The sequence below is a fragment of the Bacillus haynesii genome (genome assembly GCF_014042035.1).
GTDB lineage: Bacteria > Bacillota > Bacilli > Bacillales > Bacillaceae > Bacillus > Bacillus haynesii.
The window spans coordinates 566775-587488 of the sequence record NZ_CP059494.1; the positions used below are offsets into that span (position 1 = coordinate 566775).

At 46.5% G+C, this 20714-nt stretch carries 23 protein-coding genes; 14 read left to right on the top strand and 9 right to left on the bottom strand.

The features are described 5' to 3' along the window. The first annotated feature begins 152 nt into the window (after window positions 1-152). The 10 genes from H2R00_RS02740 (at window position 153) to H2R00_RS02785 (ending at window position 8735) form a co-directional block, all read left to right on the top strand. Window positions 153-869, top strand: a complete 717-nt coding sequence (locus H2R00_RS02740; RefSeq protein ID WP_020452076.1) for a response regulator transcription factor — start codon at window positions 153-155, stop codon at window positions 867-869. Then, window positions 856-1890, top strand: coding sequence for a sensor histidine kinase (locus tag H2R00_RS02745; RefSeq protein ID WP_154995293.1), 1035 nt, complete (start codon window positions 856-858; stop codon window positions 1888-1890). Before H2R00_RS02740 ends, H2R00_RS02745 begins: the two co-directional genes overlap by 14 nt. A 79-nt stretch (window positions 1891-1969) precedes the next feature. Then, entirely contained in the window at window positions 1970-2890 is a 921-nt protein-coding gene (gene bcrA / locus H2R00_RS02750; RefSeq protein ID WP_154995295.1) for a bacitracin resistance ABC transporter ATP-binding subunit BcrA, read from the top strand. Window positions 2891-2930: 40 nt separating this feature from the next. Further along, window positions 2931-3617: a bacitracin resistance ABC transporter permease subunit BcrB gene (gene bcrB / locus H2R00_RS02755; RefSeq protein ID WP_234113229.1), complete on the top strand. Its 687-nt coding sequence runs from the start codon at window positions 2931-2933 to the stop codon at window positions 3615-3617. 145 nt (window positions 3618-3762) lie between these two features. After that, the gene (locus tag H2R00_RS02760) at window positions 3763-4374 is read left to right on the top strand and encodes an undecaprenyl-diphosphatase (protein WP_182070425.1); all 612 of its coding nucleotides are present in this window, start codon (window positions 3763-3765) and stop codon (window positions 4372-4374) included. A 535-nt stretch (window positions 4375-4909) separates the two neighbouring features. Next, window positions 4910-5398, top strand: coding sequence for a hypothetical protein (locus H2R00_RS02765; RefSeq protein WP_154995298.1), 489 nt, complete (start codon window positions 4910-4912; stop codon window positions 5396-5398). Between the two features lie 115 nt (window positions 5399-5513). Next, the gene (locus tag H2R00_RS02770) at window positions 5514-6176 is read left to right on the top strand and encodes an ATP-binding cassette domain-containing protein (protein ID WP_154995300.1); all 663 of its coding nucleotides are present in this window, start codon (window positions 5514-5516) and stop codon (window positions 6174-6176) included. Next, a complete protein-coding gene (locus tag H2R00_RS02775) occupies window positions 6154-7119 on the top strand; it encodes an ABC transporter permease (RefSeq protein WP_154995302.1) in 966 nt (321 codons plus the stop codon). Before H2R00_RS02770 ends, H2R00_RS02775 begins: the two co-directional genes overlap by 23 nt. 258 nt (window positions 7120-7377) lie before the next feature. Then, the gene (gene coaA / locus H2R00_RS02780) at window positions 7378-8337 is read left to right on the top strand and encodes a type I pantothenate kinase (protein WP_154995332.1); all 960 of its coding nucleotides are present in this window, start codon (window positions 7378-7380) and stop codon (window positions 8335-8337) included. A gap of 14 nt (window positions 8338-8351) precedes the next feature. Beyond that, window positions 8352-8735 carry a VOC family protein gene (locus tag H2R00_RS02785; RefSeq protein ID WP_176274826.1) on the top strand — a complete coding sequence of 128 codons (384 nt, stop codon included), beginning with the start codon at window positions 8352-8354 and terminating at the stop codon, window positions 8733-8735. Window positions 8736-8786: 51 nt separating this feature from the next. Here the strand turns inward: H2R00_RS02785 and H2R00_RS02790 are convergent, their stop codons facing one another. Beyond that, window positions 8787-10025: an MDR family MFS transporter gene (locus H2R00_RS02790; RefSeq protein ID WP_154995306.1), complete on the bottom strand. Its 1239-nt coding sequence runs from the start codon at window positions 10023-10025 to the stop codon at window positions 8787-8789. Window positions 10026-10151: 126 nt separating this feature from the next. Beyond that, window positions 10152-10364: a YqzH family protein gene (locus tag H2R00_RS02795; RefSeq protein ID WP_003183240.1), complete on the bottom strand. Its 213-nt coding sequence runs from the start codon at window positions 10362-10364 to the stop codon at window positions 10152-10154. A 275-nt stretch (window positions 10365-10639) separates the two neighbouring features. On the opposite strand from H2R00_RS02795, the gene H2R00_RS02800 reads away from it, so the two are divergent. The 3 genes from H2R00_RS02800 (at window position 10640) to H2R00_RS02810 (ending at window position 13108) form a co-directional block, all read left to right on the top strand. Continuing rightward, window positions 10640-11902, top strand: coding sequence for a Y-family DNA polymerase (locus tag H2R00_RS02800; RefSeq protein WP_154995308.1), 1263 nt, complete (start codon window positions 10640-10642; stop codon window positions 11900-11902). A gap of 15 nt (window positions 11903-11917) precedes the next feature. Further along, window positions 11918-12256, top strand: coding sequence for a YolD-like family protein (locus H2R00_RS02805; RefSeq protein ID WP_154995310.1), 339 nt, complete (start codon window positions 11918-11920; stop codon window positions 12254-12256). A gap of 210 nt (window positions 12257-12466) precedes the next feature. Then, window positions 12467-13108 carry a FusB/FusC family EF-G-binding protein gene (locus H2R00_RS02810; RefSeq protein ID WP_182070426.1) on the top strand — a complete coding sequence of 214 codons (642 nt, stop codon included), beginning with the start codon at window positions 12467-12469 and terminating at the stop codon, window positions 13106-13108. 50 nt (window positions 13109-13158) lie between these two features. On the opposite strand, the gene H2R00_RS02815 is transcribed toward H2R00_RS02810, so the two are convergent. The 6 genes from H2R00_RS02815 to nikA are packed head-to-tail and all read right to left on the bottom strand — an operon-like array spanning window position 13159 to window position 19423. Continuing rightward, window positions 13159-14487 (bottom strand): MATE family efflux transporter, encoded by a 1329-nt coding sequence (locus H2R00_RS02815; RefSeq protein WP_154995314.1) that lies wholly within the window; start codon window positions 14485-14487, stop codon window positions 13159-13161. A 15-nt stretch (window positions 14488-14502) separates the two neighbouring features. Then, the gene (locus H2R00_RS02820; protein WP_182070427.1) at window positions 14503-15288 is read right to left on the bottom strand and encodes an ABC transporter ATP-binding protein; all 786 of its coding nucleotides are present in this window, start codon (window positions 15286-15288) and stop codon (window positions 14503-14505) included. Beyond that, entirely contained in the window at window positions 15288-16127 is an 840-nt protein-coding gene (locus H2R00_RS02825; RefSeq protein WP_182070428.1) for an ATP-binding cassette domain-containing protein, read from the bottom strand. The genes H2R00_RS02820 and H2R00_RS02825 overlap by 1 nt, the downstream gene beginning before the upstream one ends. 1 nt (window position 16128) lies before the next feature. Then, entirely contained in the window at window positions 16129-16959 is an 831-nt protein-coding gene (gene nikC / locus H2R00_RS02830; protein ID WP_154995320.1) for a nickel transporter permease, read from the bottom strand. Further along, the gene (gene nikB / locus H2R00_RS02835) at window positions 16956-17897 is read right to left on the bottom strand and encodes a nickel ABC transporter permease (protein ID WP_182070429.1); all 942 of its coding nucleotides are present in this window, start codon (window positions 17895-17897) and stop codon (window positions 16956-16958) included. The genes nikC and nikB overlap by 4 nt, the downstream gene beginning before the upstream one ends. Further along, on the bottom strand, window positions 17894-19423 hold the full coding sequence (nikA, locus tag H2R00_RS02840) for a nickel ABC transporter substrate-binding protein (RefSeq protein WP_182070430.1): 1530 nt from the start codon (window positions 19421-19423) through the stop codon (window positions 17894-17896). The genes nikB and nikA overlap by 4 nt, the downstream gene beginning before the upstream one ends. Window positions 19424-19692: 269 nt before the next feature. Here nikA and H2R00_RS02845 point away from each other — a divergent pair, with 269 nt between their 5' ends. Beyond that, window positions 19693-19905 (top strand): hypothetical protein, encoded by a 213-nt coding sequence (locus H2R00_RS02845; RefSeq protein WP_023855949.1) that lies wholly within the window; start codon window positions 19693-19695, stop codon window positions 19903-19905. 147 nt (window positions 19906-20052) lie between these two features. Here the strand turns inward: H2R00_RS02845 and H2R00_RS02850 are convergent, their stop codons facing one another. Beyond that, on the bottom strand, window positions 20053-20667 hold the full coding sequence (locus H2R00_RS02850; protein ID WP_154995324.1) for an esterase/lipase family protein: 615 nt from the start codon (window positions 20665-20667) through the stop codon (window positions 20053-20055). Window positions 20668-20714: the final 47 nt, after the last annotated feature.

Sequence of the window (20714 nt, forward strand, 5' to 3'; positions counted from 1 at the left end):
CGGCATCCTTTTCGGGATGCCTTTTGTTTGCCTCATCAACTCTCTGTTATAATGAAAGGCAAAGAAAAGAGAGGAAATATTTCAAAAAACAAGCAGCAGCGGGTGCTGCGGTGTTAACATCTATCAAGACAAAATAAAAGCGGGTGAACCAAGTGGAAGCCATTCGAGTGCTCATAGCGGATGATGAAAAAGAAATCAGAGATTTATTGAAAACCTATTTAAAAAGAGAGTGTTATGAGGTTGACGTGGCAGTTGACGGGGAAGATGCGTTAAGGCTGTTTGAACAAAACCATTACCACCTCGTGATATTGGATGTCATGATGCCGAAAATCGACGGCATCGAGGTCTGCAGAAGGATGAGGAATCATACGAATGTTCCGATCCTGATGCTGACCGCCAAAGACCTTGAAGGCGATAAAATTTTAGGACTGTCCATCGGTGCTGACGATTATATAACAAAGCCCTTCAGTGTGAACGAAGTGCTTGCGCGGATCAAAGCCATGCTGAGGCGCTTTTTGGTCCTCGGCAGCGAAAGCCGCTCCGATGAACAATCGCTGATTCAATTTAAAGGATTGACCATCGATTTGAAAACATATACGGTCACCGCAGGCGGACAGGAGATCTCCCTGACGGCGAAGGAGTTTGAACTGCTGAAGTTTTTCGCCTCAAATCCGGGGCAGGTATTTACGAAAACGCAGCTGTTTCGAAACGCTTGGAGCGACCAATACATAGAAGATGATAATACGGTCATGGTGCATATCAGAAGGCTGAGAAAAAAAATAGAGCCGGACCCTTCCGATCCACAATTTATTCAAACCGTTTGGGGAATTGGCTATAAGTTTGTAGGTGAGAAAGATGCTGACCGATAAAAAGCTGCTGCTTCTCATTCTGCAATGTGCGGCGATTGCAGCACTTTTGTTCATCTATTTGAAAACGGCTTCCTTTGGGGTTTTCAGCACAACGTTGTTTATTTTTCTGTTTGCCGTTACCGCGCTGCTGTTTACGTTGAGGCTTCGCTTCATCGATCGCTTAAAGCTGATCGAAACCGAGCTGAAGCGTGTGGCGGATGGAAATTTAAGAAGAAGATTGCTGGCGAAAGGCGATCAGCCGTTTAATGAAATCATTTTTTCCATCAACGAATTGATAGAGCAGCTTGAAAAAATTCAAATCAACGCCGCAAAATCGGAAGCGGCTAGAAAACGGCTGCTGTCTAATATTTCCCACGATATTCGAACGCCGCTCACATCAATTATTGGCTATGTTGATGCATTAAAAGACGGGGTCGCGTCTTCGGAAGAAGAGAAACAGGAATATCTCAACATCCTTTCTAAAAAATCCAACAGCCTAAAGCAATTGATCGATGAAATATTCAACATGGCGAAATTGGATGCAAATGAAGTTCAGTTGAAAACAGAGTTTTTTGACCTTGCCGAAGTCGCCAGGGAAACACTGATCGACTTTTTGCCGGAACTGAAAAAACATGACATTGATTTGAATGTGCAGATTCCGGAAAAGAAATGCTTTGTTATCGCAGATCGGCTCAGCCTGATCCGCGTGATCGAAAACATCGTCAGAAACGGCATTCACTATGGAAAAGAGGGAAAAGTACTTGGAATCGAACTGACAGAATCAGAACATGAATATCAGCTTCTCATCTGGGATCAAGGTCCGGGGATTCCGGAAAACGATATTGAAAACGTATTTGATAGAATGTACCGCAGAGACCGGTCGAGAAGCCTTGATGACGGGAGCGGCCTGGGGCTTGCCATCGCCAAATCGCTCGTCGAAAAAAACCGTGGACGCATTTGGGCACAGAGCGTCCCGTGGGAAAAAACGACGTTTGGTTTTTCGCTGCCTAAACAAAACCATCTCCAATCATTTAAGAATTAATTAAGAATTGGTTAAGAAGAAGTTAAATCCTTCTGTTTATGATGTAGTTATAAGGCTAGTGAAAGAGAGAGGATCAACTTTGAGCACAATTATTAAAACGACGGATCTCACGAAAATGTACGGGCCGCAAAAGTCTGTAGATCATCTCAATATCAACGTAAAACAAGGAGATATATACGGCTTTTTGGGGCGGAACGGCGCCGGCAAGACGACGACGATCAGAATGCTGCTGGGTCTGATCAAACCGACCAGTGGGCAGATAGAAATTTTCGGAGAGAATTTTTTCAAGAATAAAAAAGAAATTTTAAGAAGAATCGGATCTATCGTGGAAGTGCCCGGCTTTTACGCGAACTTGACGGCAAGGGAAAACCTGCTGATCAACGCGAAAATCATAGGTATCCATAAAAAGAATGCGATCGATGAAGTATTGGAGATCGTGGGCCTGCAGCATGAAACGAAAAAGCTCGTCGGCAAGTATTCCTTGGGAATGAAACAAAGGCTGGGAATTGCAAGAGCCTTGCTTCACTATCCGGAGCTGTTGATACTGGACGAACCGACAAACGGCTTGGACCCGATCGGTATCAAAGAAATGAGAAGACTCATTCATTCTCTCGCCAAAGAAAGAAACATCACCATCTTTATATCAAGCCACATTTTGTCTGAAATCGAACAGCTTGTCGATCATGTCGGGATCATTCATGAAGGAAAACTGCTTGAGGAAATTCCGTTTGACCATCTCAAAAAAAGAAACCGCAAATATCTAGAATTTCAATTATCCGATCAAAATAAAGCGGTCGTTCTGATGGAACAGCATTTTGATATTCATGACTACGAAGTTCACCAGGACGGGATCATCCGGGTATACTCCCATTTGGGCCAGCAGGGAAAGCTCAATAAATTGTTTGTCGAAAACGGAATAGATGTATTGAAGATTACGATGAGCGAAGACAGTCTTGAAGACTACTTCGTGAAGTTGATAGGGGGCGGGACGATTGGCTAATTTGCTATATACCGAATTGCTGAAGCTTAAGCGTTCACAGATGTTTCTGGTCAGCATCTTAGGAGCGGCGGCAGCCCCTTTCATCTGTTTTATATCGTCTTTGGCTAAGAAAGCCAAGTACCCTGATGTACCGATTCGCTTCAGTGAGACCTTTTCCGACACCAACCTGTATATTGTGCTTTTGATCGGAGTCCCGTTGTACGGCGTGATTACATCATATTTATTCAATCGGGAATACGCTGAAAGCACGCTAAAGAATCTATTGACGATTCCTGTTTCAAGAATCAGCCTGATTGTCAGCAAATTGGTCTTGCTCCTCATTTGGATCATGATGCTGACGTTAATCGCCTGGGTGCTGACGCTACTGTTTGGGCTGATCGGTCAGTTTGAAGGGCTCAGTTCGGCGGTTTTAATAGAAGGGTTTAAACAATTTATGATAGGTGGGGCGCTTCTTTTTTTCCTGGTCAGTCCAATTATATTTGTGACCTTGCTGTTTAAAAATTACGTGCCCACCATTATCTTTACGATCATTATATCAATGGTCAGCATTATGGTATACGGCACGGAGTACAGCGCTTTATTCCCTTGGTCGGCGGTATGGGTGATCGCTTCGGGTACGTTCTTTCCGGAATATCCGCCCGAATATTCTTTTATCAGTGTTGCCGCCACAACCGTTCTTGGATTAGCCGCGACAATCGTTTACTTTAAAAAGATTGACATTCATTAATGGGCGCACGGGGAATTTGCAGCAAAGAGACTGCAAGTTCCTCTGCTTTTGAATCCCGACGGCCGGAATATCTGAAATGCAAGGCCTTCCTTTATGCTGTTAATGGATATTTTTCCTATAAATGTTTTAAAAAGGAGATGTAGAAGTGTTTTTTTCAGAGCTAAATATTGATGTTTTTCGTTTCATTAATGATTTGGGGAAAGAGTATTCAATGCTGAACCCGGCCGTTTACTTTCTGGCCGAATATATGATGTACTTCCTCGGAGCTTGGCTTGTTATTTATTGGTTTACCCGGAAGACAAAAAACAGATTGATGGTCATTTATGCAGTCATCGCATTTGTGATTGCCGAAATTCTCGGGAAAATGATGGGCTCTCTGTATTCCAACTATCAACCATTTGCCACGCTTCCGAATGTCAACAAGCTGATAGAGCATGAAATTGACAATTCGTTTCCGAGCGACCATACGATTTTGTTTTTTTCAATTGGTTTTTTAATCTTCCTGTTTCACAAAAAGACGGGCTGGCTGTGGCTTGTACTTGCGTTTACCGTGGGTATTTCCCGCATTTGGTCGGGCGTTCACTATCCACTCGATGTTGCGGTGGGAGCCCTTCTTGGCGTGTTATCAGCTCTGTTTGTATTCTGGATAGCACCGAAGCTGTCATTTATTCATCAAATGCTGACCCTTTATGAAAAGGTGGAACAGCGGATTTTTCCTTCCAAAAGCAAATCGAACGATAAATCGAAGAACTTTTAAAGGATGAGGCTGCCTTGGTTTTAGGCAGCCTTTGCTATGTGCACTCACAACTAAACGATCAGCTGATCTGAAAGCCTCTTCATCCTCCAAATCGAAGGCGGTTCCCGGCAGCAAGAGTATATGACCGTCTCCATGAAGGAGGACGGTCTGTCGAGTACTTTGTAGTGATGAATTCTTTTGTACGATTAGGAATTTTCAGCTGTTGAATCGCTTTCCAGGTATATAGGTTCCTCTTTTTTCGCCTTTCCTCACGCTTCCTTTTTTCAGTCCCATTATAAAAGATGCGAGCTATTTATGATGAGAGTTCCAAATAATAGGAATTGATAATAAGTAAAAATATGGTATAGTATTAAATATATAGGAGGTGATAATTTCCAATAGGTAACGATAAAATGGTCCATTCTGCTAGGAATCTATTTTTTCATCCATTAAAATAAGAGAACTCGGACCTTAAATCGTTTGGATGTGGCAGTAGCTTATGGATGGCAGCTGAAGACATACATACAAATATTTTAGAAATACGGAGGGAAATGAAATGAAAAAAGCGATTTTAGGGTTTTCTTTGTCTGCGGTGCTCCTGGTTCCATCCTCATTCGCTGCGGCTGCTGGGAACGGGCAGCTGACAAGTGAGCAAAAGGAATTGCTTGAAGCCAAGACAGAATACGTTCAATCACTTCCTGAACAGGCATCTGTCCAAAGCGGTGTGACGGCATATGCAGGAAAAAGGCTCACAATTAAAAGAGGAAGCTTCCTCGCCTGGTCAAAAGATTATATCGACTGGTACTACAACGGCAAAAAAGTATCGAAAAGCAGCGGATCGCAGGATGTCGGCTACGTCTTTCCGAATGTCGTGAGGGCAAAGGGGATTAAAAGGTATTATAAGTCTTCAGGACTTCACAAATGGAGAGCGAAAAAAACGCTGAGCTTCGGTACCGTTACACCGTGGGGAGATGTTGAATTCGCCAGCTCAACCTTTACAGACAGAAGGTGGGTCAATAAAAAAGGAAAATACGGAAATGATTAATTTACCATAATCCATTTCATACAACGCTGCTAAAAGACTATTTTGAAATTAATGGCAGCGTTGTATAATGGAGAATGTTGCAACACCATCCTGATGCGAGAAAGGGTTTTTTAAATTGATCAAAATTGATGACCTGACGAAATCTTATGGAAACAAAACGGTATTCAACCGTCTCAACATGAATATTGAAAAAAACAAAGTCACCTTCCTGATGGGGGAAAACGGCGCCGGGAAAACGACACTCTTGAAATGCCTGCTCAAGCTGGAACCTTTCGAAGGCGGCATTCTGTACGACGGCGAGCCGCTTGAAGCCGTCAGGAGCAAAGTGCACGTCATCTATGACGATTCCCCATTTTATAATCATCTGAGCGGCTATCAAAATATCAAACTACTGATCAATAAACCTGCCGGCAAAGAAGAGCTTGAACAATTGTCGCAAAAGTTTCTCAGCCGGGCGCTGCTGAAAAAAAAGGTTAAGACCTATTCATACGGACAAAAGAAAAAGCTGGCTTTAATGATCGCTGCATTAAACAAACCGTCATACTTGTTTTTGGATGAGATATCAAACGGCCTTGACTACCGGTCCATGATGGAGCTTCAGGAGCTGATCAATGACTGGTCAAGCAGGATGACGATTGTTGCCGCCGGCCATCAGTTTGAGTTTTATTCCTCAATCGTCGATCAACTATACGTCTTGAAAGACGGTTCAGCTATCCACATTGACAATTTTAAAACGAATGGAGCAGAATTGGGCGATGTCTATAAAGAATATTTATAATATTTTCAAGAAAGAGCTTGCATTTCAATCGTATTCTAAAATGCTCATCATTTTATTGCTTCCTCTACTATTCATTTCATCCGGATACATATATGTTCATTATAAAAATACAATTGACAGCTATCAGCAGTTTAAAAAGACTGAAGGCGAATATAAAGAACTCGGCATCGATATTAAGCAGGCGCTGGAGTCGCCTGTCAAGGTGAAGGAAGGTGAGCTGAAAAGCAAGGATGGCGACGGAGAGATCGTCGAAAATATTTTAAGGTTTGACTATGAGAATTTCGTCTTGTCCCTCCACCATCTGGAGCCGAAGCAGTCGGTCATCATGACGCTTGAGCTGATGGGCTTCATCATTTTTCCCTTGGCTTTTACGCTGTATGCCATCTATATCTCCTCTTACGACATCAGATTCAAGACGGTGAAAGTGAAAGCGGTCAGCCATGATTGGAAATCCGTCCTGTTTGCCAAACAGTGTTCGGTTTACATGGTGATGGCTGCCGCCGTGATCGCCGTTGTATGTATGGCATATGTGTCAAGCCTCGTCTTTTATTCCCTGGCTTCAAGGGCCATACCGGTCAGCGAGTTCACAATACCCGCTGTTTCAAAAAGCAATATCCCGCTTCAGCTCGTTGTCGTTCTGGCGGTCAGCTTCATCTTTTCGACGATCGGATTTTATTTGGGCGTCCTCTTCAGAAGCTTTATTACACCTGCTTTGCTTTATGTCGTTTACAGCCTGCTTATCCCTGCTTTAGGCAGGTTCGATTTGAAAAACCTGCTGTCTAATCTCGGGCATGCGGTTTTCAGTTTCAGCGGCGGCTTTAAACTGTTTACACCGGTGAAGGTGGACATGATTCCGGTCATCATCATTTTAGCGGCATCCGTCGGTTTGCTGTCTGCGGTCACTTATTACATGGCACACAGGCAAAGCAAATATGTCGTTTGAAAAAAGAGCGCAGGCAGCTGCGCTCTTTTTTCTTTTACAAGCGAAGGATACCCGGTGGCTCAGGTTTGACAGGAAGGAGAGCCATCCGCATCCGCCATGCAAGGAAACCGGATCACCCGTCTCTGGAGGAGGCGGTTTTTTTGATTGAAACCTTGTTCCTCGTAAATATTCGAAAAATTCTATATAATAGTAAAGCGGTCTCAGGAATTCATGCACTTTTTTAGTAAACAGCGTTTGAACAGAGGGCAGGTGAGAATAATGGCGAATCAGGATTTGAATTTGCACACGTTATATACGAGTCATACCCGTGATGCCTGGGCAAATCTCGGCGGGCATATGTCGGTAGAGATGACTGAAGAGGAAGTAAAGAAGCTTGAAGGTTTAAATGACTATCTGTCTTTGGAAGAAGTCGAAACCGTTTATGTTCCGCTGGCGAGGCTGCTTTATTTACACCGGACAACTCAATATGAACGGAACACCCGGGTGAACGGTTTTTTGAACCATCCTCACGCGGCTAAGATTCCGTTCATCATCGGGATTGCCGGAAGCGTCGCGGTTGGAAAAAGCACGACGGCCCGCATCATTCAGACTGTGCTCTCCCGTTTGCAGGAACGGCTGAAAGTCAGTCTGATCACAACCGACGGTTTTCTTTATCCCAATGCGGTTTTGACAGAAAAACAGATGATGTCGAGAAAAGGGTTTCCGGAAAGCTATGATGTCAGAGCATTGCTTGAGTTTTTAAACGACTTAAAATCCGGCAAGGAAATCGTTCGCGCACCCGTTTATTCCCATTTAACGTACGACAGATTGGAAGGGGTTTACGAAACGGTTGAACAAGCGGATATCGTGATCATCGAAGGCGTCAATGTGCTGCAGACACCGACGATCGAAGACGACCGGACAAAACCGCGGGTTTTCGTTTCCGATTTTTTTGACTTCTCGATTTATGTGGATGCCGAAGAAGACCTCATTATCAAATGGTATCTTGAACGCTTTCGCATGCTCAGGGAGACGGCTTTTCAAGATCCGACTTCTTATTTCCATAAATTCAAAGATCTTGCGGACGAAGAAGCGGACCATATGGCAAAGTCAATATGGGAGACCGTCAACCGTCCGAATTTGTATGAGAACATTCTGCCTACAAAATTCCGGTCTGATTTAATCTTGAGAAAAGGCGAAGGCCACAGGGTGGAAGAGATTCTGGTCAGACGGGTATAGAAGAGGAGGCTTGCATGATCCATCATATTGAACTGTACGTTTCAGATTTGGAAGCGTCGAAGCGCTTTTGGGGCTGGTTTCTAGGCGAGCTCGGCTATGAGGTTTTTCAACAATGGGAAGACGGGATCAGCTGGAAAGCGAACGGCGCCTATCTCGTGCTTGTGCAGGCGAAAGAACAGTTTATCAAAGCGGGCTATCACAGGTGCCGCGTCGGCTTAAACCATCTTGCTTTTTACGCGGCATCCAAAGAACAGGTCGACGAAATGACAATGAAACTGAGGGAGCGGGGATGCCGCATTTTATATGAAGACAGACATCCGTTTGCCGGCGGAAGCGGGCATTATGCCTTGTATACCGAAGATCCGGACCGCATCAAAGTTGAGCTTGCTGCGCCTTGAGGCGGGCGTCAGCCGGAAGGCCGGCCTTTGAGTGAGCCGGCCTGTTTTCAATTAATGCTGCATCGTTTTTTTCGAACTTAATTTGACTTTTGCCTCATCTATTTTGAGTTTCCGGAAGGCTGCTACCAAGAAAGGAACGCCGCAAATGGTGACAGCAGACAGAATTGCAAAAGTGAAAAACGGTTTTTCCGCTCCAAAGGCGTCCAGCAGCATTCCCCCCGCCCAAGGACCGACCACGCTTCCCAGCTGGGTGAAGCCCATAGCCCCGAAGTAAGTGCCTTTCAACTCAGGCCGGGCAATCCGGTCGACCAGTAAATCCATCATCGAAAAGAGAAGCACTTCCCCGATCGTAAACACGATAATGATCAAGACGATAGACCATAGATCATGGAAAAACGAGAGGCTGAACAGGCTTCCGCTAATCAGCACATTTCCTGCAATCAGCGATAAAATCGGTGAAAACCGTTTGGCGATATGTACGATCGGGTACTGTACGGCAAGCACGGCCAAGGCATTCAGCGTCAGCATCATGCCGAACACTTTCGTCCCGTCTTCGATGAAAGGGCTGGCCGCCATGTATTGTGCAAGCGTCGATGTGAAGTGGGAATAACCGAACAAACAAAGAATCGAACCGATTAGCGTAATCGTAAATACCCGGTCTGCTTTTGTCACCTCCAGCGCGTCCCGCACTTTTATACGCTTATTACGCTCAGTTGCCGGTACGGTATGGTGTTTAAATTGAATGACCAGCACCGCCGCATAAATAAAATAAATGAACGCTGCAATGAAAAACGGCAGCGTCGTTTTGGAAGATCCGAGATACAGGCCTAAAAGCGGACCGAAGACGACGCCGAGGTTGATCGCAGTATAGCGGAGATTAAAGACGAAAAGGCGCGTTTCGGGTTTGGATACGTCTGAAAGCAGCGCTCTTGAAGTCGGTTCAAACAAAGCGCGGCATAATCCGTTTAAGGCATTCATGACAAAGAATGTCCAGACATGATCGGCGAGTGCAAAACCGGCGAACACGAACGTCCAGCCGAAAATCGAAACGAGCATGATGGTTTTCCGGCCGAACCGGTCTGATAAGTACCCGCCGTAAAAGCTTGCCGCAATTCCGATCAGAGAGCTCGCTGCAATGACGGCGCCGGCAAAGCCGGAAGAGGCGCCTTTCACTTGTGTCAAATAAATTGCTAAAAAAGGGATGCTCATGGCTGTGCCCATACGTCCAAAAATGGTTCCGACAATAATGGTCCAGCTGAGCGGGTGGATGTTCTGCCATTTTTGTTTCATGATAAACTCTCCGTTACGTTTTTATTTGTTATCATACATGAAACAGATGGCGGTGAATAGAGGAATTTCTAAATGCTGGGTGATAAAAGGCTTCCCGTATAAAGGAAGCCGAAAGGAAAAATCGATTTATGATGAGAACAAGCCTTGATTTGTGACATAATCATAGATGACATCCTCGATATGGGCATGCAGCCCTTCATTCGGTTCCTCGATCCGCCTTTCCTGCAAAGCCAGCTTCAGGATTTCTTTTTCACCGGGGCTGAGCGGATCGGTTGCAACATTGCGTCCGTACTGCTTCAGCGCCTGTCCGAGCATTTTTTCAATCAGTTTCTCATCCATTTGTTTTCTCCTTTAGGAGCGCTTTTTCTTTTATCTTACTAAGAAAAACAGATGTTCTCAAGGGAGCTTTCAATTTGAACCATCAAAACTGAATGCGGCAACATTCCGAACTGGAATGATCAACCATGTCATCTTCTTTCCAAAGAAGGTGTTTTTTATTGCTTTCATCCAGGATTTTCTTTGGATAAAATTACGCCTGGAAATCGAACGTATATTCGGAGTATAGTATTCATACACTAATTGTGCGAACATCAGTTCTTGCTGGAGGGAGAGATATGGATTACAGTCAATATCCGTCGCGTTCGGTTTTGTGCGTTGATATGCGGAGCTTTTATGCAAGCTGTGCCGCAGTCCTGCTCGGACTTGATCCGATGACTTGCTTCTTGGCGGTTGTCGGAAACACGGAGCGGCAGGGGAGCATCGTTCTTGCTGCTTCTCCGGCTCTGAAAAGAGAGTTCGGCGTTCAAACGGGAACAAGGCTTTATCAGCTGCCGGATGATCCGCGCATCAAGCTGGTCAATCCGAAGATGGGGCTGTTTGTCCGTGTTTCTACTGAGCTCACCCGGCTGTTCTGCCGCTATGTGCCGCCTGATGCCATTCATACGTACAGCGTGGATGAAAGCTTTATTCAGGTGGACGGTGTTGAGAGCATGTGGGGAGACGCCCGAACGATTGCGATGAAAATTCAAGATGATATGGAAAGGGAGTTTGGCCTTCCCTGTGCTGTCGGAATCGGACCGAATCTGCTGATGGCAAAGCTGTGCCTTGACCTTGAAGCGAAAAAATCAGCAGACGGGGTGGCCGTCTGGGGCTACGAAGACGTGAAAACGAAGCTGTGGCCGCTGTCTCCGCTGCGCCGCATGTGGGGAATCGGCTCAAGGCTGGAAAAGACGTTAAACCGGATGGGGATTTTTACAGTCGGCCAGCTGGCACACTATGATCTCAGGCGGCTCGAGAAAACATTCGGGGTGATGGGAAACCAGCTCTATTATCACGCCTGGGGCATCGATCTTTCCGCGATCGGAGCGCCGATCATGGAGGGGCAGGTCAGCTATGGAAAAAGCCAGATTCTGCTTCGCGATTATCCGAATCCGGATGAAGTCAAGCATGTCATTCTTGAAATGTGTGAGGAAGTGGCCAAAAGGGCGCGCGCCCACCGCCAGGCAGGCCGGACCGTCAGTCTTGGCGTCGAATACAGCCGCGATGAGCTTGGCGGCGGATTTTACCGTTCAAAAACAATGGAAAGCCCTTCAAATATCACGCTTGATCTCTACCACACATGTCTGGCACTGTTCGAGCGGTTTTATGCCGGCAAAACGGTTCGAAAAATTTCCGTGTCTTTGTCCAATATTCAAGATGACACCAATATGCAGCTTGATCTTTTTCGCCCCGATCAGGAAAAGAAGCGGCAGCTCGGGTATGTGATGGACGGCATCAGAGAACGGTACGGCTCAACAGCGCTTTTGCGGGCCGTTTCCTATACAAACGCCGGGACGGCCCGGCTGCGGTCAAAATTGGTCGGAGGCCATCAGGCATAGAAAGGAGAATCATTTATGCTTCGCGACAGAGGCAGTATCAAATGGGTTTCGATGATGCTGCCTGAGCACGTGGAATTGCTCAGGGAATATCATGAAAGCTTTCAAAAACTCAAAAAACCGATCCTGGATGAACAAAAATATGAAGAATTCAATGAAATCATTTGTGAAGCGATGGCAGAAAACAGGTTTTTGCAATTTGCCTATTACCGGCAGGGGGAAGTGAAAACGCTCGCCGGCCGGATTCACTATGCTGACGCCCTGAAAAGGGAGCTGCGGATCGTAAGCCGAGCGGATGAAATATGCATTTTAAAGATGGAGGATATCATTGAGATTGAATACGATTGTCGTTTATAATAGAATCAGTATTCGGAGGTGGATAAAATGGTAAATGACATTCATTTGCCGACTGCAGCGTCTCATGCAAAGCCTGTTATCTTGAAAGGCGATACTTTGCATGAGGCGGGGTTATAAACAAATCGCCTAAAAAAGCAAGGTATCATTTCTGATCATCCGGCTTTGCACCTTATTTTTAAATATAGATCTATAAATAAGGAGCTGGCAGAAATGAAGACACCTTTTATTAGAAATGACCAATATAATTTTATTAAATTTCAAACGGACAGCCTCGTCCAGGGACATGCGAACATCAATGACGAAAACGTACTTGATGCTTTGAAGTGCAATGCGCTGGATCAAGTGTTCAATCTGTTTCCTGATCTTAGCAGCGATCAAAAGTCTTTGCTGCAGAAGATGACAGAAGTGGAAGACAGCGGTGAAGCGATGCGCTTTTTAGCTGAATTAAAACTTCATGTGATTCCATTTCAGCGTGTAACGGTGAAAACTGCTAAAAAGCTGTTCTCTAAAGTGAAAAAGTTAAAGACGCCCGAATTTGAGCAGATGGATTTCAGCGGATATTCCTACTTGGGATGGAATGATGCAGGATCAGGCAGGAAATATATAATTGTGGATGCCGGCGGAAAACTGACCGGAATACACGGCACCATCAAATCCAGCAATAAAAAAGGAATCTGCTCGATATGCAACAGAACCGAAGAGATCGGACTGTTCATGGCCCGGGTGAAAAGCGGGAAAGAAACCTATACGGACAGAGGCAATTACATTTGCTGTGACAGTGAGAAATGCAATCAAAATTTGATGACGCTGGATCATCTGAATCATTTCGTCGCACAATTAACGAAAGAATAAACGTGAACACCCCGGCTAGGCTTTAGCCGGGGTGTTTTATGATTTGGCTTTTAGCCCGCCTCTCTCGCAGCACTCCGCTCTCCGAAAAGACGGGTGGTCAGCCCGGGAACAGCCATACATAAGAATACGGAACGCCCAAGGCTGAATAAAAGAAAAGCGAGCCACAGCCCATGGTTTCCGAAAGCAGGCACAGCGGTAAAAAAGGCGGCCAGGAAGACGAGAACAGCCAAAAACATTGAATTTCTGACCGGGCCTATTTCGGTGGCACCTGTGAAAATCCCGTAAAAAACGAGTCCGAAACTTGCGGCCAAAGGAAAGAGAGTGATCCAAATATCGTAAGTTTTCGCTGCTTCCAGAACGCTCTCAAGCGGTGTAAACAATGGAAGGATCGCATTTTTCAAGAGAAAGTAACCGACTGAAAGCAGCGCGGCTGAGATCAGCGACCACTGGATCGAAAGGGAAAGCGTACGGGAATAGAGATCCCGGTCCATTCTTCCAACGGCTTTTCCGGCAAAAATACTCGATGCATTGGCAAACCCGTCAAAAACATAAGCCATCAAATAATGAATTTGAATTAAGATCGCATTTGCGGCTAAAATTTCAGCGCCGAAGCCGGCTCCTTTAGCCGTAAACAAATTGAAAACCGTCAAAAGGCACAATGTCCGAATCAATAGATCGCGGTTGACAACCATCATTTTTTTAAACGGTTTCGGGTCGAACAAAAGCTTGACGGACGGCAGCTTAAACGGCATGGCGGCATTCGTTTTCACAAGCCAGCAGCCGATCAGGCAACCCGTCACTTCCGAAATCAAAGTGGCTAGAGCGATGCCGTATACTTCCATGTGAAAGACGTAGACAAAAACGATGTCAAGCACGATATTCAAGACGTTCATCGAAATCTGCAAAAGCAATGTCACTTTAATAAGAGACATTCCCATCAGCCAGCCGAGAATGCAATAGCTGATTAAGGCAAATGGAGCTCCCCAAATCCTCAGCGAAAAATACTGCGAGGCGAATTCAGCGGTATGGCGGTCGGGCTGGATGAGCGTCAGTGCTGCGTATTCAAGCGGTTTTTGCAAGATGATGAACATCAGTCCGGCAAAAAGCGCGATGCAAACGGGCCGGGCAAGGGCCAAAACGCTCTCTGATCTGTTTTGGGAGCCGAGCGACTGAGCGGCGAATCCCGATGTGCTTACCCGCAAAAAACCGAGGAGCCAATACATCGTATTAAAAATCATCGTTCCGACTGCAACACCGCCGATGTAAGCAGGGGAGGAAAGCTGGCCGGCGACCGCCGTATCGACCGCACCCAATAAAGGAGTGGTGATCGTTGAAATGATCAGCGGAACGGCGAGTGCTAAATAATGCTTGTGATTCATCTGTTAAGACCCCCCTTAAGATTCAAACACCTGAAGCAGCTTTTTGGCATATGGGTGCCTTTCGGCAGAAAAAAGCTCTTCTTTTTCAAATTGATCGGCAATCTGCCCGTCTTTCATGACCATGATGCGATGGCTCATGAAGTGGACAGCGGCCAGATCGTGGGAAATAAACAAATAGGAAAGGCCCATATCATCCTGCAAATCTTTGAGGAGGTCCAGGATCTTCGCCTGACTGGTGACATCCAGGCTTGCCGTAGGCTCATCAAAGATGATTAAAGACGGATGAGTGCTGATGGCTCTGGCGATCAAGGCCCGCTGGCGCTGCCCGCCGCTTAATTCGTGCGGATAGCGGTCAAGGAGGCGCGAGGGAAGACCGACCATTGAGAACAGACGCTCAGCCGTCAGACGGCGGCTGCCTCCGCAATCCCTTAAAAATGACGGCATGTCTTGTTTAGAAACATCAAGCGGCTCCATAACTGAATCGATAATATTGAGCTTTGGATTGAATGATGCGGCAGTGTTTTGGAAAACAGCCTGCAGCTTTCGGCGCAGTCTTCGGGTCTCTTTTTTGTTTATGCCGGTAAGCGGATGTTGATGAAGCCTAATCTCTCCGTGATCGATTTTTTCGAGCAGCAGAAGGCAGCGTGCGAGGGTGCTTTTCCCGCTGCCGCTCTCGCCGGCGAGCCCGAGGCATTCGCCTTTTCGAATGGAGAATGATACATTGTCAACCGCTTTGTGGCCGCAAGCGTAATGTTTTGTCAGATTGCTGACAAAAAGAACGGTCTCTGCTGAATGGGTCATCACGCACCTCCTGTTCCCGCCAGCGCCGTTTTCTTTGTTTCAGGCGCGGCTGTCAGCCTCAGCGGCGGATTTTTCAGCGGCGGGATGGCCGCGAATAAACACCTCGTATATTCATGTGCCGGCTGTCTGATTAAATCAGCGGTTAAGCCGCTTTCAACGATTTTTCCGTTTTGCATGACGGCGGTATGATCGGCGTATCTTTTGACAAGCCGCAGGTCATGAGTGATAAAAAGGATGGCGCAGTTTGTTTTGGCGCGCATCACGGCGAGCTGTTGTAAGACGTCCGCGGCCGTGATGCTGTCTAAAGCCGTCGTCGGTTCGTCTGCGATGAGAAGCTTCGGGCGGAGCACCATCGCTTGAGCGATCGCGGCCCTTTGCAGCTGCCCTCCGCTCAATTGAAACGGGTAGCTTTCATATACTCTGTTTTCCGGCAGAGAAACCTCCCGAAAAGCGCGGAGAATCGCTTCTCTTCGCTTATTCTTAGACCAATCCGTATGCGTTTTGACCATTTCGTCAATTTGTCTGCCGATCCGTATAAAAGGGGTGAATGCTCCGTGACAGTCCTGAAAAATACAGGCGATATCCTTTCCGCGCATGCGTCGGAGTGCTTTGCGGGCGGCTTGAAGCATCTGTTGGCCTTCAAATATCACGTCTCCGCCGGTCACCGTTAGTCCGTCCGGAAGCAGCCCGGCTATGGCCGAGGCGGTCAGGCTCTTTCCGCTGCCGCTTTCCCCGAGCAGCGCTAACCATTCCCCTTCATGGATCGAAAAGGAGGCATTTTTGACAATGGTGTGTTGTCGGGAGCTGATTGATAAGTCCTCAATGGATAACATCGGCATGCTAAGAAACTCCTTTCTTGTGTTTAACGTCAAACCTGTCCCTTAAACGATCACCGTACAGGTTGGACAACAGGACGATGAACATGATCGCAAGACCGGGAATCACCATAAGCTGAGGCGCATGCAAAAAGTAATGTTTTCCGTCGTTCAGCATGGCGCCCCATTCCGGGTATGGAGGCTGAGCACCCAGTCCGATATAGGACAGGGCAGCAATCATTAACACCGTTTTTCCGATATCGAGTGTCGCAAGTACGGAAACGTTGCCGAGAACATGGGGCAGCAAGTGCTTTTTTAAAATCGCCCCGGAGCCTAAGCCCGTAAGCTCGGCCAAGGCGATGTAATCTTTTTGTTTTTCCGAAAAAACCGTGCTGCGGACCAGCCTTGCATAGCCGACCCATTTGACAGCGACGACGGCCAATATTAAGTTCATCAGCCCCGGGCCAAGCAAACCGCTTAAAACAATCGCGACAATATAGTCCGGAAACGCCATAACCGCGTCAACAATTCTCATGATCATCCGGTCCAGCCATCCGCCGAAAAAGCCGGAGACAAGCCCGACGGGAACACCAATGAAAACGGAGATCAGAATCGCGGCCAAGGCGGTGCCGACCGTCGCTTTCGCACCGGCGATCATCCGGGAGAATATATCTCTGCCTAAATGGTCGGTCCCGAGCCAATGCTGCATGCTGATCGGCTGAAGACGGTTGGCCATATCTGTGCGGAGCGGATCGAACGGCAAAAAGAAGGGGACGGTGAACAGCGCCGCGGAAAACAGCAACACAAACCATAGTCCTGTTTTGGATCGAAATATATGTTTAACGTTTTTTCTCATCGGCGTCCAGCCTCCTTTAAGCGAATTTCCGGATTGAGGTACCGATAAGAGAGGTCGACTAAAAGATTGATCAGGACAACCGCGATCCCCATGAAAAGAATGTACCCCTGAATGATCGGATAATCACGCTGAACGATGGCATCAACGACAAGCTTGCCGACGCCGGGATATGCAAACAGGACTTCAATAATCACCGTGCCGCCGAGCAGGCTGCCGAGGCTGACCCCGAATATCGTGATGACAGGGACAAGACAGTGGCGAAACGCGTGAAAGAAGAAAATTCTCGCCTCGCTGATGCCGCGTGCCCTGGCTGATCTGATGAAATCCTGACCAAGGCTTTCGATCAGGCTTGACCGTACAAGACGGACATAAACGCCCGACATCGCAATCCCAAGCGTGACAGAGGGAAGAATCAAATGTTTAAACGTTCCGGCTCCCATCGACGGCAGCCAATTCAGCCTGACGGAAAAGAGATCGATCAGTATCAATCCGAGCCAAAAGCTCGGGAGCGCGGCTCCCACTAAAGCGAGCAAGCGGCCGAGATGATCGATCCACCGATCCCGGTATAAAGCGGAAAGCGTTCCGACCGGCACGGCAATCAGCAGCATGACGAGAAGCGATGCGCCGGTCAGAAGCAATGTCGCCGGGAATTTCCGGCTGAGCTCGTCGATGACGGGTTCGTGTGTTGTATAGGATTTTCCCAAATCAAATTGGAAAAAGCGCTTGAACCAGTTCCAATATTGAATATAAACCGGTTTGTCCAAACCGAGTTCCTCTCTGAATGCCTCGATCTGCTCGTCCGTTACCGCAACATCATCTACGCGAAGCATCTGTTTCACCGGATCACCGGGAGCCGCTTTCATAAACACAAAGCTGATAAATGAAAGCAGGAATAAGAACAGAACCAGTTCAAACAGCCGCTTGGCGATCTGCTTCATTTCGTTTTCACATCCAAATCTTTCGTCAGCATATAATACTCACTTTTGCTCGCTTCCCAATTTAATACACCGTCTCGGTATGCTGTGATGTTTTCGGGAGTGACAATAAAAGAGTTCAATGTCTCCTTCTCGATCAATTCAGCTGCTTTTTTGGCAAGTCGGTTCCGCTTCTCTTCGTCGATCGTGCGGTTGAATTCCTCAATCCATTTGATCAGTGTTTGATTTTCAATGCCGCTGTAGTTTAAAGCGCCATTCGGCATATAGGCGGTGTTCAGCAAATAGCCGGCATCACCTCTGGGCGCGGTCATCGAGCTGTATGTCGCCAAATCCCAATCATCGTTCTTCGCCAAATACTCATCAATATTTTCGACTTGCTGAATCTTAATCGAAATGCCCAATTCCTTCGCATTTGATTCAAGAATTTGTGCGATTAAAGGCAATTCCGGACGAGACTGATAGGTTAGCAGTGTAAAAGATAAGGCTTTTCCGTCCTTTACTGCTTTGCCATTTTCAAGCTCGTAGCCGGCTTTTTTCAGCTCAGCTTTTGCCGCTTGAAGTCCGCTCGGCTTTTGAACCGTATCGGCGGAAAATGGGAAATCCGCTAAGAAGGGACCGTCTGCCGGCTGAGCATGTCCGTTCAAAATACTTTCAGCGATTTCTTTGCGGTCCAGTAATGCGTCGAAGGCGCGGCGCAGGTGACGGTCAGCGAGATGATCCTTCTTTGTATTGTAAAGAATCTGGTGAACGCGTAAGCTCGGCACCGAATCAACGGTAATCGACGAATCTTTTTGAATTTGGTCAATATCCTCCACGCTCGGTCTGTAAATGATGTCGGCATCTTTTGATTGGAGAGCCATAACGCGGGCGTTTGCGTCTTCATTAAACGAGAATGTGACGTGCTTCAGCTTCGGTTTGCCGTCCCAATAATCGTCATACCGTTCTAACTCTATTTTATGGCCGGCCTCAAAAGAGGAAACTTGAAAAGGTCCCGTTCCGACGGGCTGCTGAGAAATGTTTGCTGCGCTGACGTCAATGATCGATGTGTTTGGATGAACCAATTCTGAAGGGAATTCGGGAAACGGCTCCTTCGTTGTAATCGTCAATGTTTGGCCTGTAGCTTTTATTTCTTTGATTTTTAAGGCGTTCTTCATGGCTTTGCTCTCGCGTATCGTCCGTTCTAAAGACGCTTTTACCGCTTTGGCATCCGCTTTTTTGCCATTTTGAAACGTCAGATTGTCTTTAAGGGTGAAGACCCATGTTTGTCCGTCTTTACTCTCCCAATCCTTGGCGAGCCAAGGTTCGATGGAAAGGTCAGCGCTGATTTTGACGAGCGTTTCACTGATGCCGGCGCGGACAGCCGTATAATTGACATCAAGATTCGGGTCAAGGGTTTGACTTGGAATATTGAAAAGAAAGGTGAGTTTCTTCTCATCACCTTTCGCTGAGTCAGTGCCTCCGGCGGAGCAGGAAGCGAGAATGAAGAGAAAAACAATCGGTATGATCATGCGTTTTGCTATGTAAGCCATCGGTTATACCTCCAAGTAGTAATGATTTCGATTTACTTTCATTATCATAGGGGATATTCCCTTTGTTGTAAACGGGAATGTTTGCTCGTGTTTGACGTAAGTGCGGGGACAAATTTTTCGGAGCCCGGTCAGCTTTTCCATATAAAATAGGTCTGCAAAAAAGAAAGCCCGAATAATTTGAAACAAGGGAGTTAATGGAACGATTTACAGGGGGAAAAAATATGCTGTTAATGAGATGTTCAAACAGCAAGTGAAAGGAGCCAAAAGTGATGATGATTACAGTAAAAATACGCCATACCGCTGAAACCGAAGGCACAGACATAGGTGACTTCACTCCTGCTGAACTCGAAAGCATCGTCCAGACGATCAGAAAATACGGAGCTTGGCTTTCACCTGATGCCGACGCAGATGATTATAAATTTACATTCCAGGATGCTAAATACAATCTCGAACAAAGAGTCTTTGAAATCATTGTGGAGTAATAACATATTGAGGGGGTTGACGGACACTGAATGAACGGTCGGAAAAGGCGTTTATTTAGAGTCCTTTTTATTTTTGCCGGGCGGGAAGACAGTCTCGATAAATGAGGAGCCTTGAAGAGGTATAGCCCTTCAAGGTTCCTTCACTTTTTACTTTCCGCTGGCGGTCAGCCCGGCTTTAATCAAGGCATTCACTTTGCTGCTGAACAAAAGGCCGACATGGCTTACGCCTGAGATTTGCACATTGTTTGCACCATCAAGTTTGGAAAGGCTGTTTAAGACGATATAGTCGCTTGTGCTGTAAACCGAAGTGTATGAGATTTTGTCATTCTGAGGCGCCGTGTTTGTAACGAGACGATTAGCGCCCCCAAGGGTAACGACATGTCCGACTTTATCTGCGCCATCCAGATTTTTAATATAATAGAGCGTATTGGCCCCGCCCATGCTGTGGGCGACAATATCGACTTTTGATGCTCCTGTTTGATTCAGCACACGTTTGATGAATTCGGATAATCTCGGCGCATTGATTCTATTATTTCCTGTTTTATCGATAAAGTTGATGGCGTAAAGCTCACTGCTTGTCCAGCCTTGAGATTGTAAATACGATTTAATGCCGATGAAGTTATAATCGGCTCCGCCGATGCCGTGGACCATAACGACCGGATTGTGGGAAGCGGCGGAAGCTGTTGAAGGCCGGAACGAAAAAACGGATACAATAGACAGCATGCAAATCAATAGAATTGATAAAAATGAATGACGACGCATTGTTTCTCCTCCTAAAAAAGTAATAAGTTCACAACAACGACAATTCT

What these genes read in the sequence shown, in the direction of transcription:
- H2R00_RS02745 (WP_154995293.1), top strand. Translation starts at nt 856, where the DNA reads ATGCTGACCGATAAAAAGCTGCTGCTTCTCATTCTGCAATGTGCGGCG.
- bcrB (WP_234113229.1), top strand. Translation starts at nt 2,931, where the DNA reads ATGTTTCTGGTCAGCATCTTAGGAGCGGCGGCAGCCCCTTTCATCTGT.
- H2R00_RS02765 (WP_154995298.1), top strand. Translation starts at nt 4,910, where the DNA reads ATGAAAAAAGCGATTTTAGGGTTTTCTTTGTCTGCGGTGCTCCTGGTT.
- H2R00_RS02775 (WP_154995302.1), top strand. Translation starts at nt 6,154, where the DNA reads ATGTCTATAAAGAATATTTATAATATTTTCAAGAAAGAGCTTGCATTT.
- coaA (WP_154995332.1), top strand. Translation starts at nt 7,378, where the DNA reads ATGGCGAATCAGGATTTGAATTTGCACACGTTATATACGAGTCATACC.
- H2R00_RS02785 (WP_176274826.1), top strand. Translation starts at nt 8,352, where the DNA reads ATGATCCATCATATTGAACTGTACGTTTCAGATTTGGAAGCGTCGAAG.
- H2R00_RS02790 (WP_154995306.1), bottom strand. Translation starts at nt 10,025, where the DNA reads ATGAAACAAAAATGGCAGAACATCCACCCGCTCAGCTGGACCATTATT.
- H2R00_RS02795 (WP_003183240.1), bottom strand. Translation starts at nt 10,364, where the DNA reads ATGGATGAGAAACTGATTGAAAAAATGCTCGGACAGGCGCTGAAGCAG.
- H2R00_RS02800 (WP_154995308.1), top strand. Translation starts at nt 10,640, where the DNA reads ATGGATTACAGTCAATATCCGTCGCGTTCGGTTTTGTGCGTTGATATG.
- H2R00_RS02805 (WP_154995310.1), top strand. Translation starts at nt 11,918, where the DNA reads ATGCTTCGCGACAGAGGCAGTATCAAATGGGTTTCGATGATGCTGCCT.
- H2R00_RS02810 (WP_182070426.1), top strand. Translation starts at nt 12,467, where the DNA reads ATGAAGACACCTTTTATTAGAAATGACCAATATAATTTTATTAAATTT.
- H2R00_RS02815 (WP_154995314.1), bottom strand. Translation starts at nt 14,487, where the DNA reads ATGAATCACAAGCATTATTTAGCACTCGCCGTTCCGCTGATCATTTCA.
- H2R00_RS02820 (WP_182070427.1), bottom strand. Translation starts at nt 15,288, where the DNA reads ATGACCCATTCAGCAGAGACCGTTCTTTTTGTCAGCAATCTGACAAAA.
- H2R00_RS02825 (WP_182070428.1), bottom strand. Translation starts at nt 16,127, where the DNA reads ATGCCGATGTTATCCATTGAGGACTTATCAATCAGCTCCCGACAACAC.
- nikC (WP_154995320.1), bottom strand. Translation starts at nt 16,959, where the DNA reads ATGAGAAAAAACGTTAAACATATATTTCGATCCAAAACAGGACTATGG.
- nikB (WP_182070429.1), bottom strand. Translation starts at nt 17,897, where the DNA reads ATGAAGCAGATCGCCAAGCGGCTGTTTGAACTGGTTCTGTTCTTATTC.
- nikA (WP_182070430.1), bottom strand. Translation starts at nt 19,423, where the DNA reads ATGGCTTACATAGCAAAACGCATGATCATACCGATTGTTTTTCTCTTC.
- H2R00_RS02845 (WP_023855949.1), top strand. Translation starts at nt 19,693, where the DNA reads ATGATGATTACAGTAAAAATACGCCATACCGCTGAAACCGAAGGCACA.
- H2R00_RS02850 (WP_154995324.1), bottom strand. Translation starts at nt 20,667, where the DNA reads ATGCGTCGTCATTCATTTTTATCAATTCTATTGATTTGCATGCTGTCT.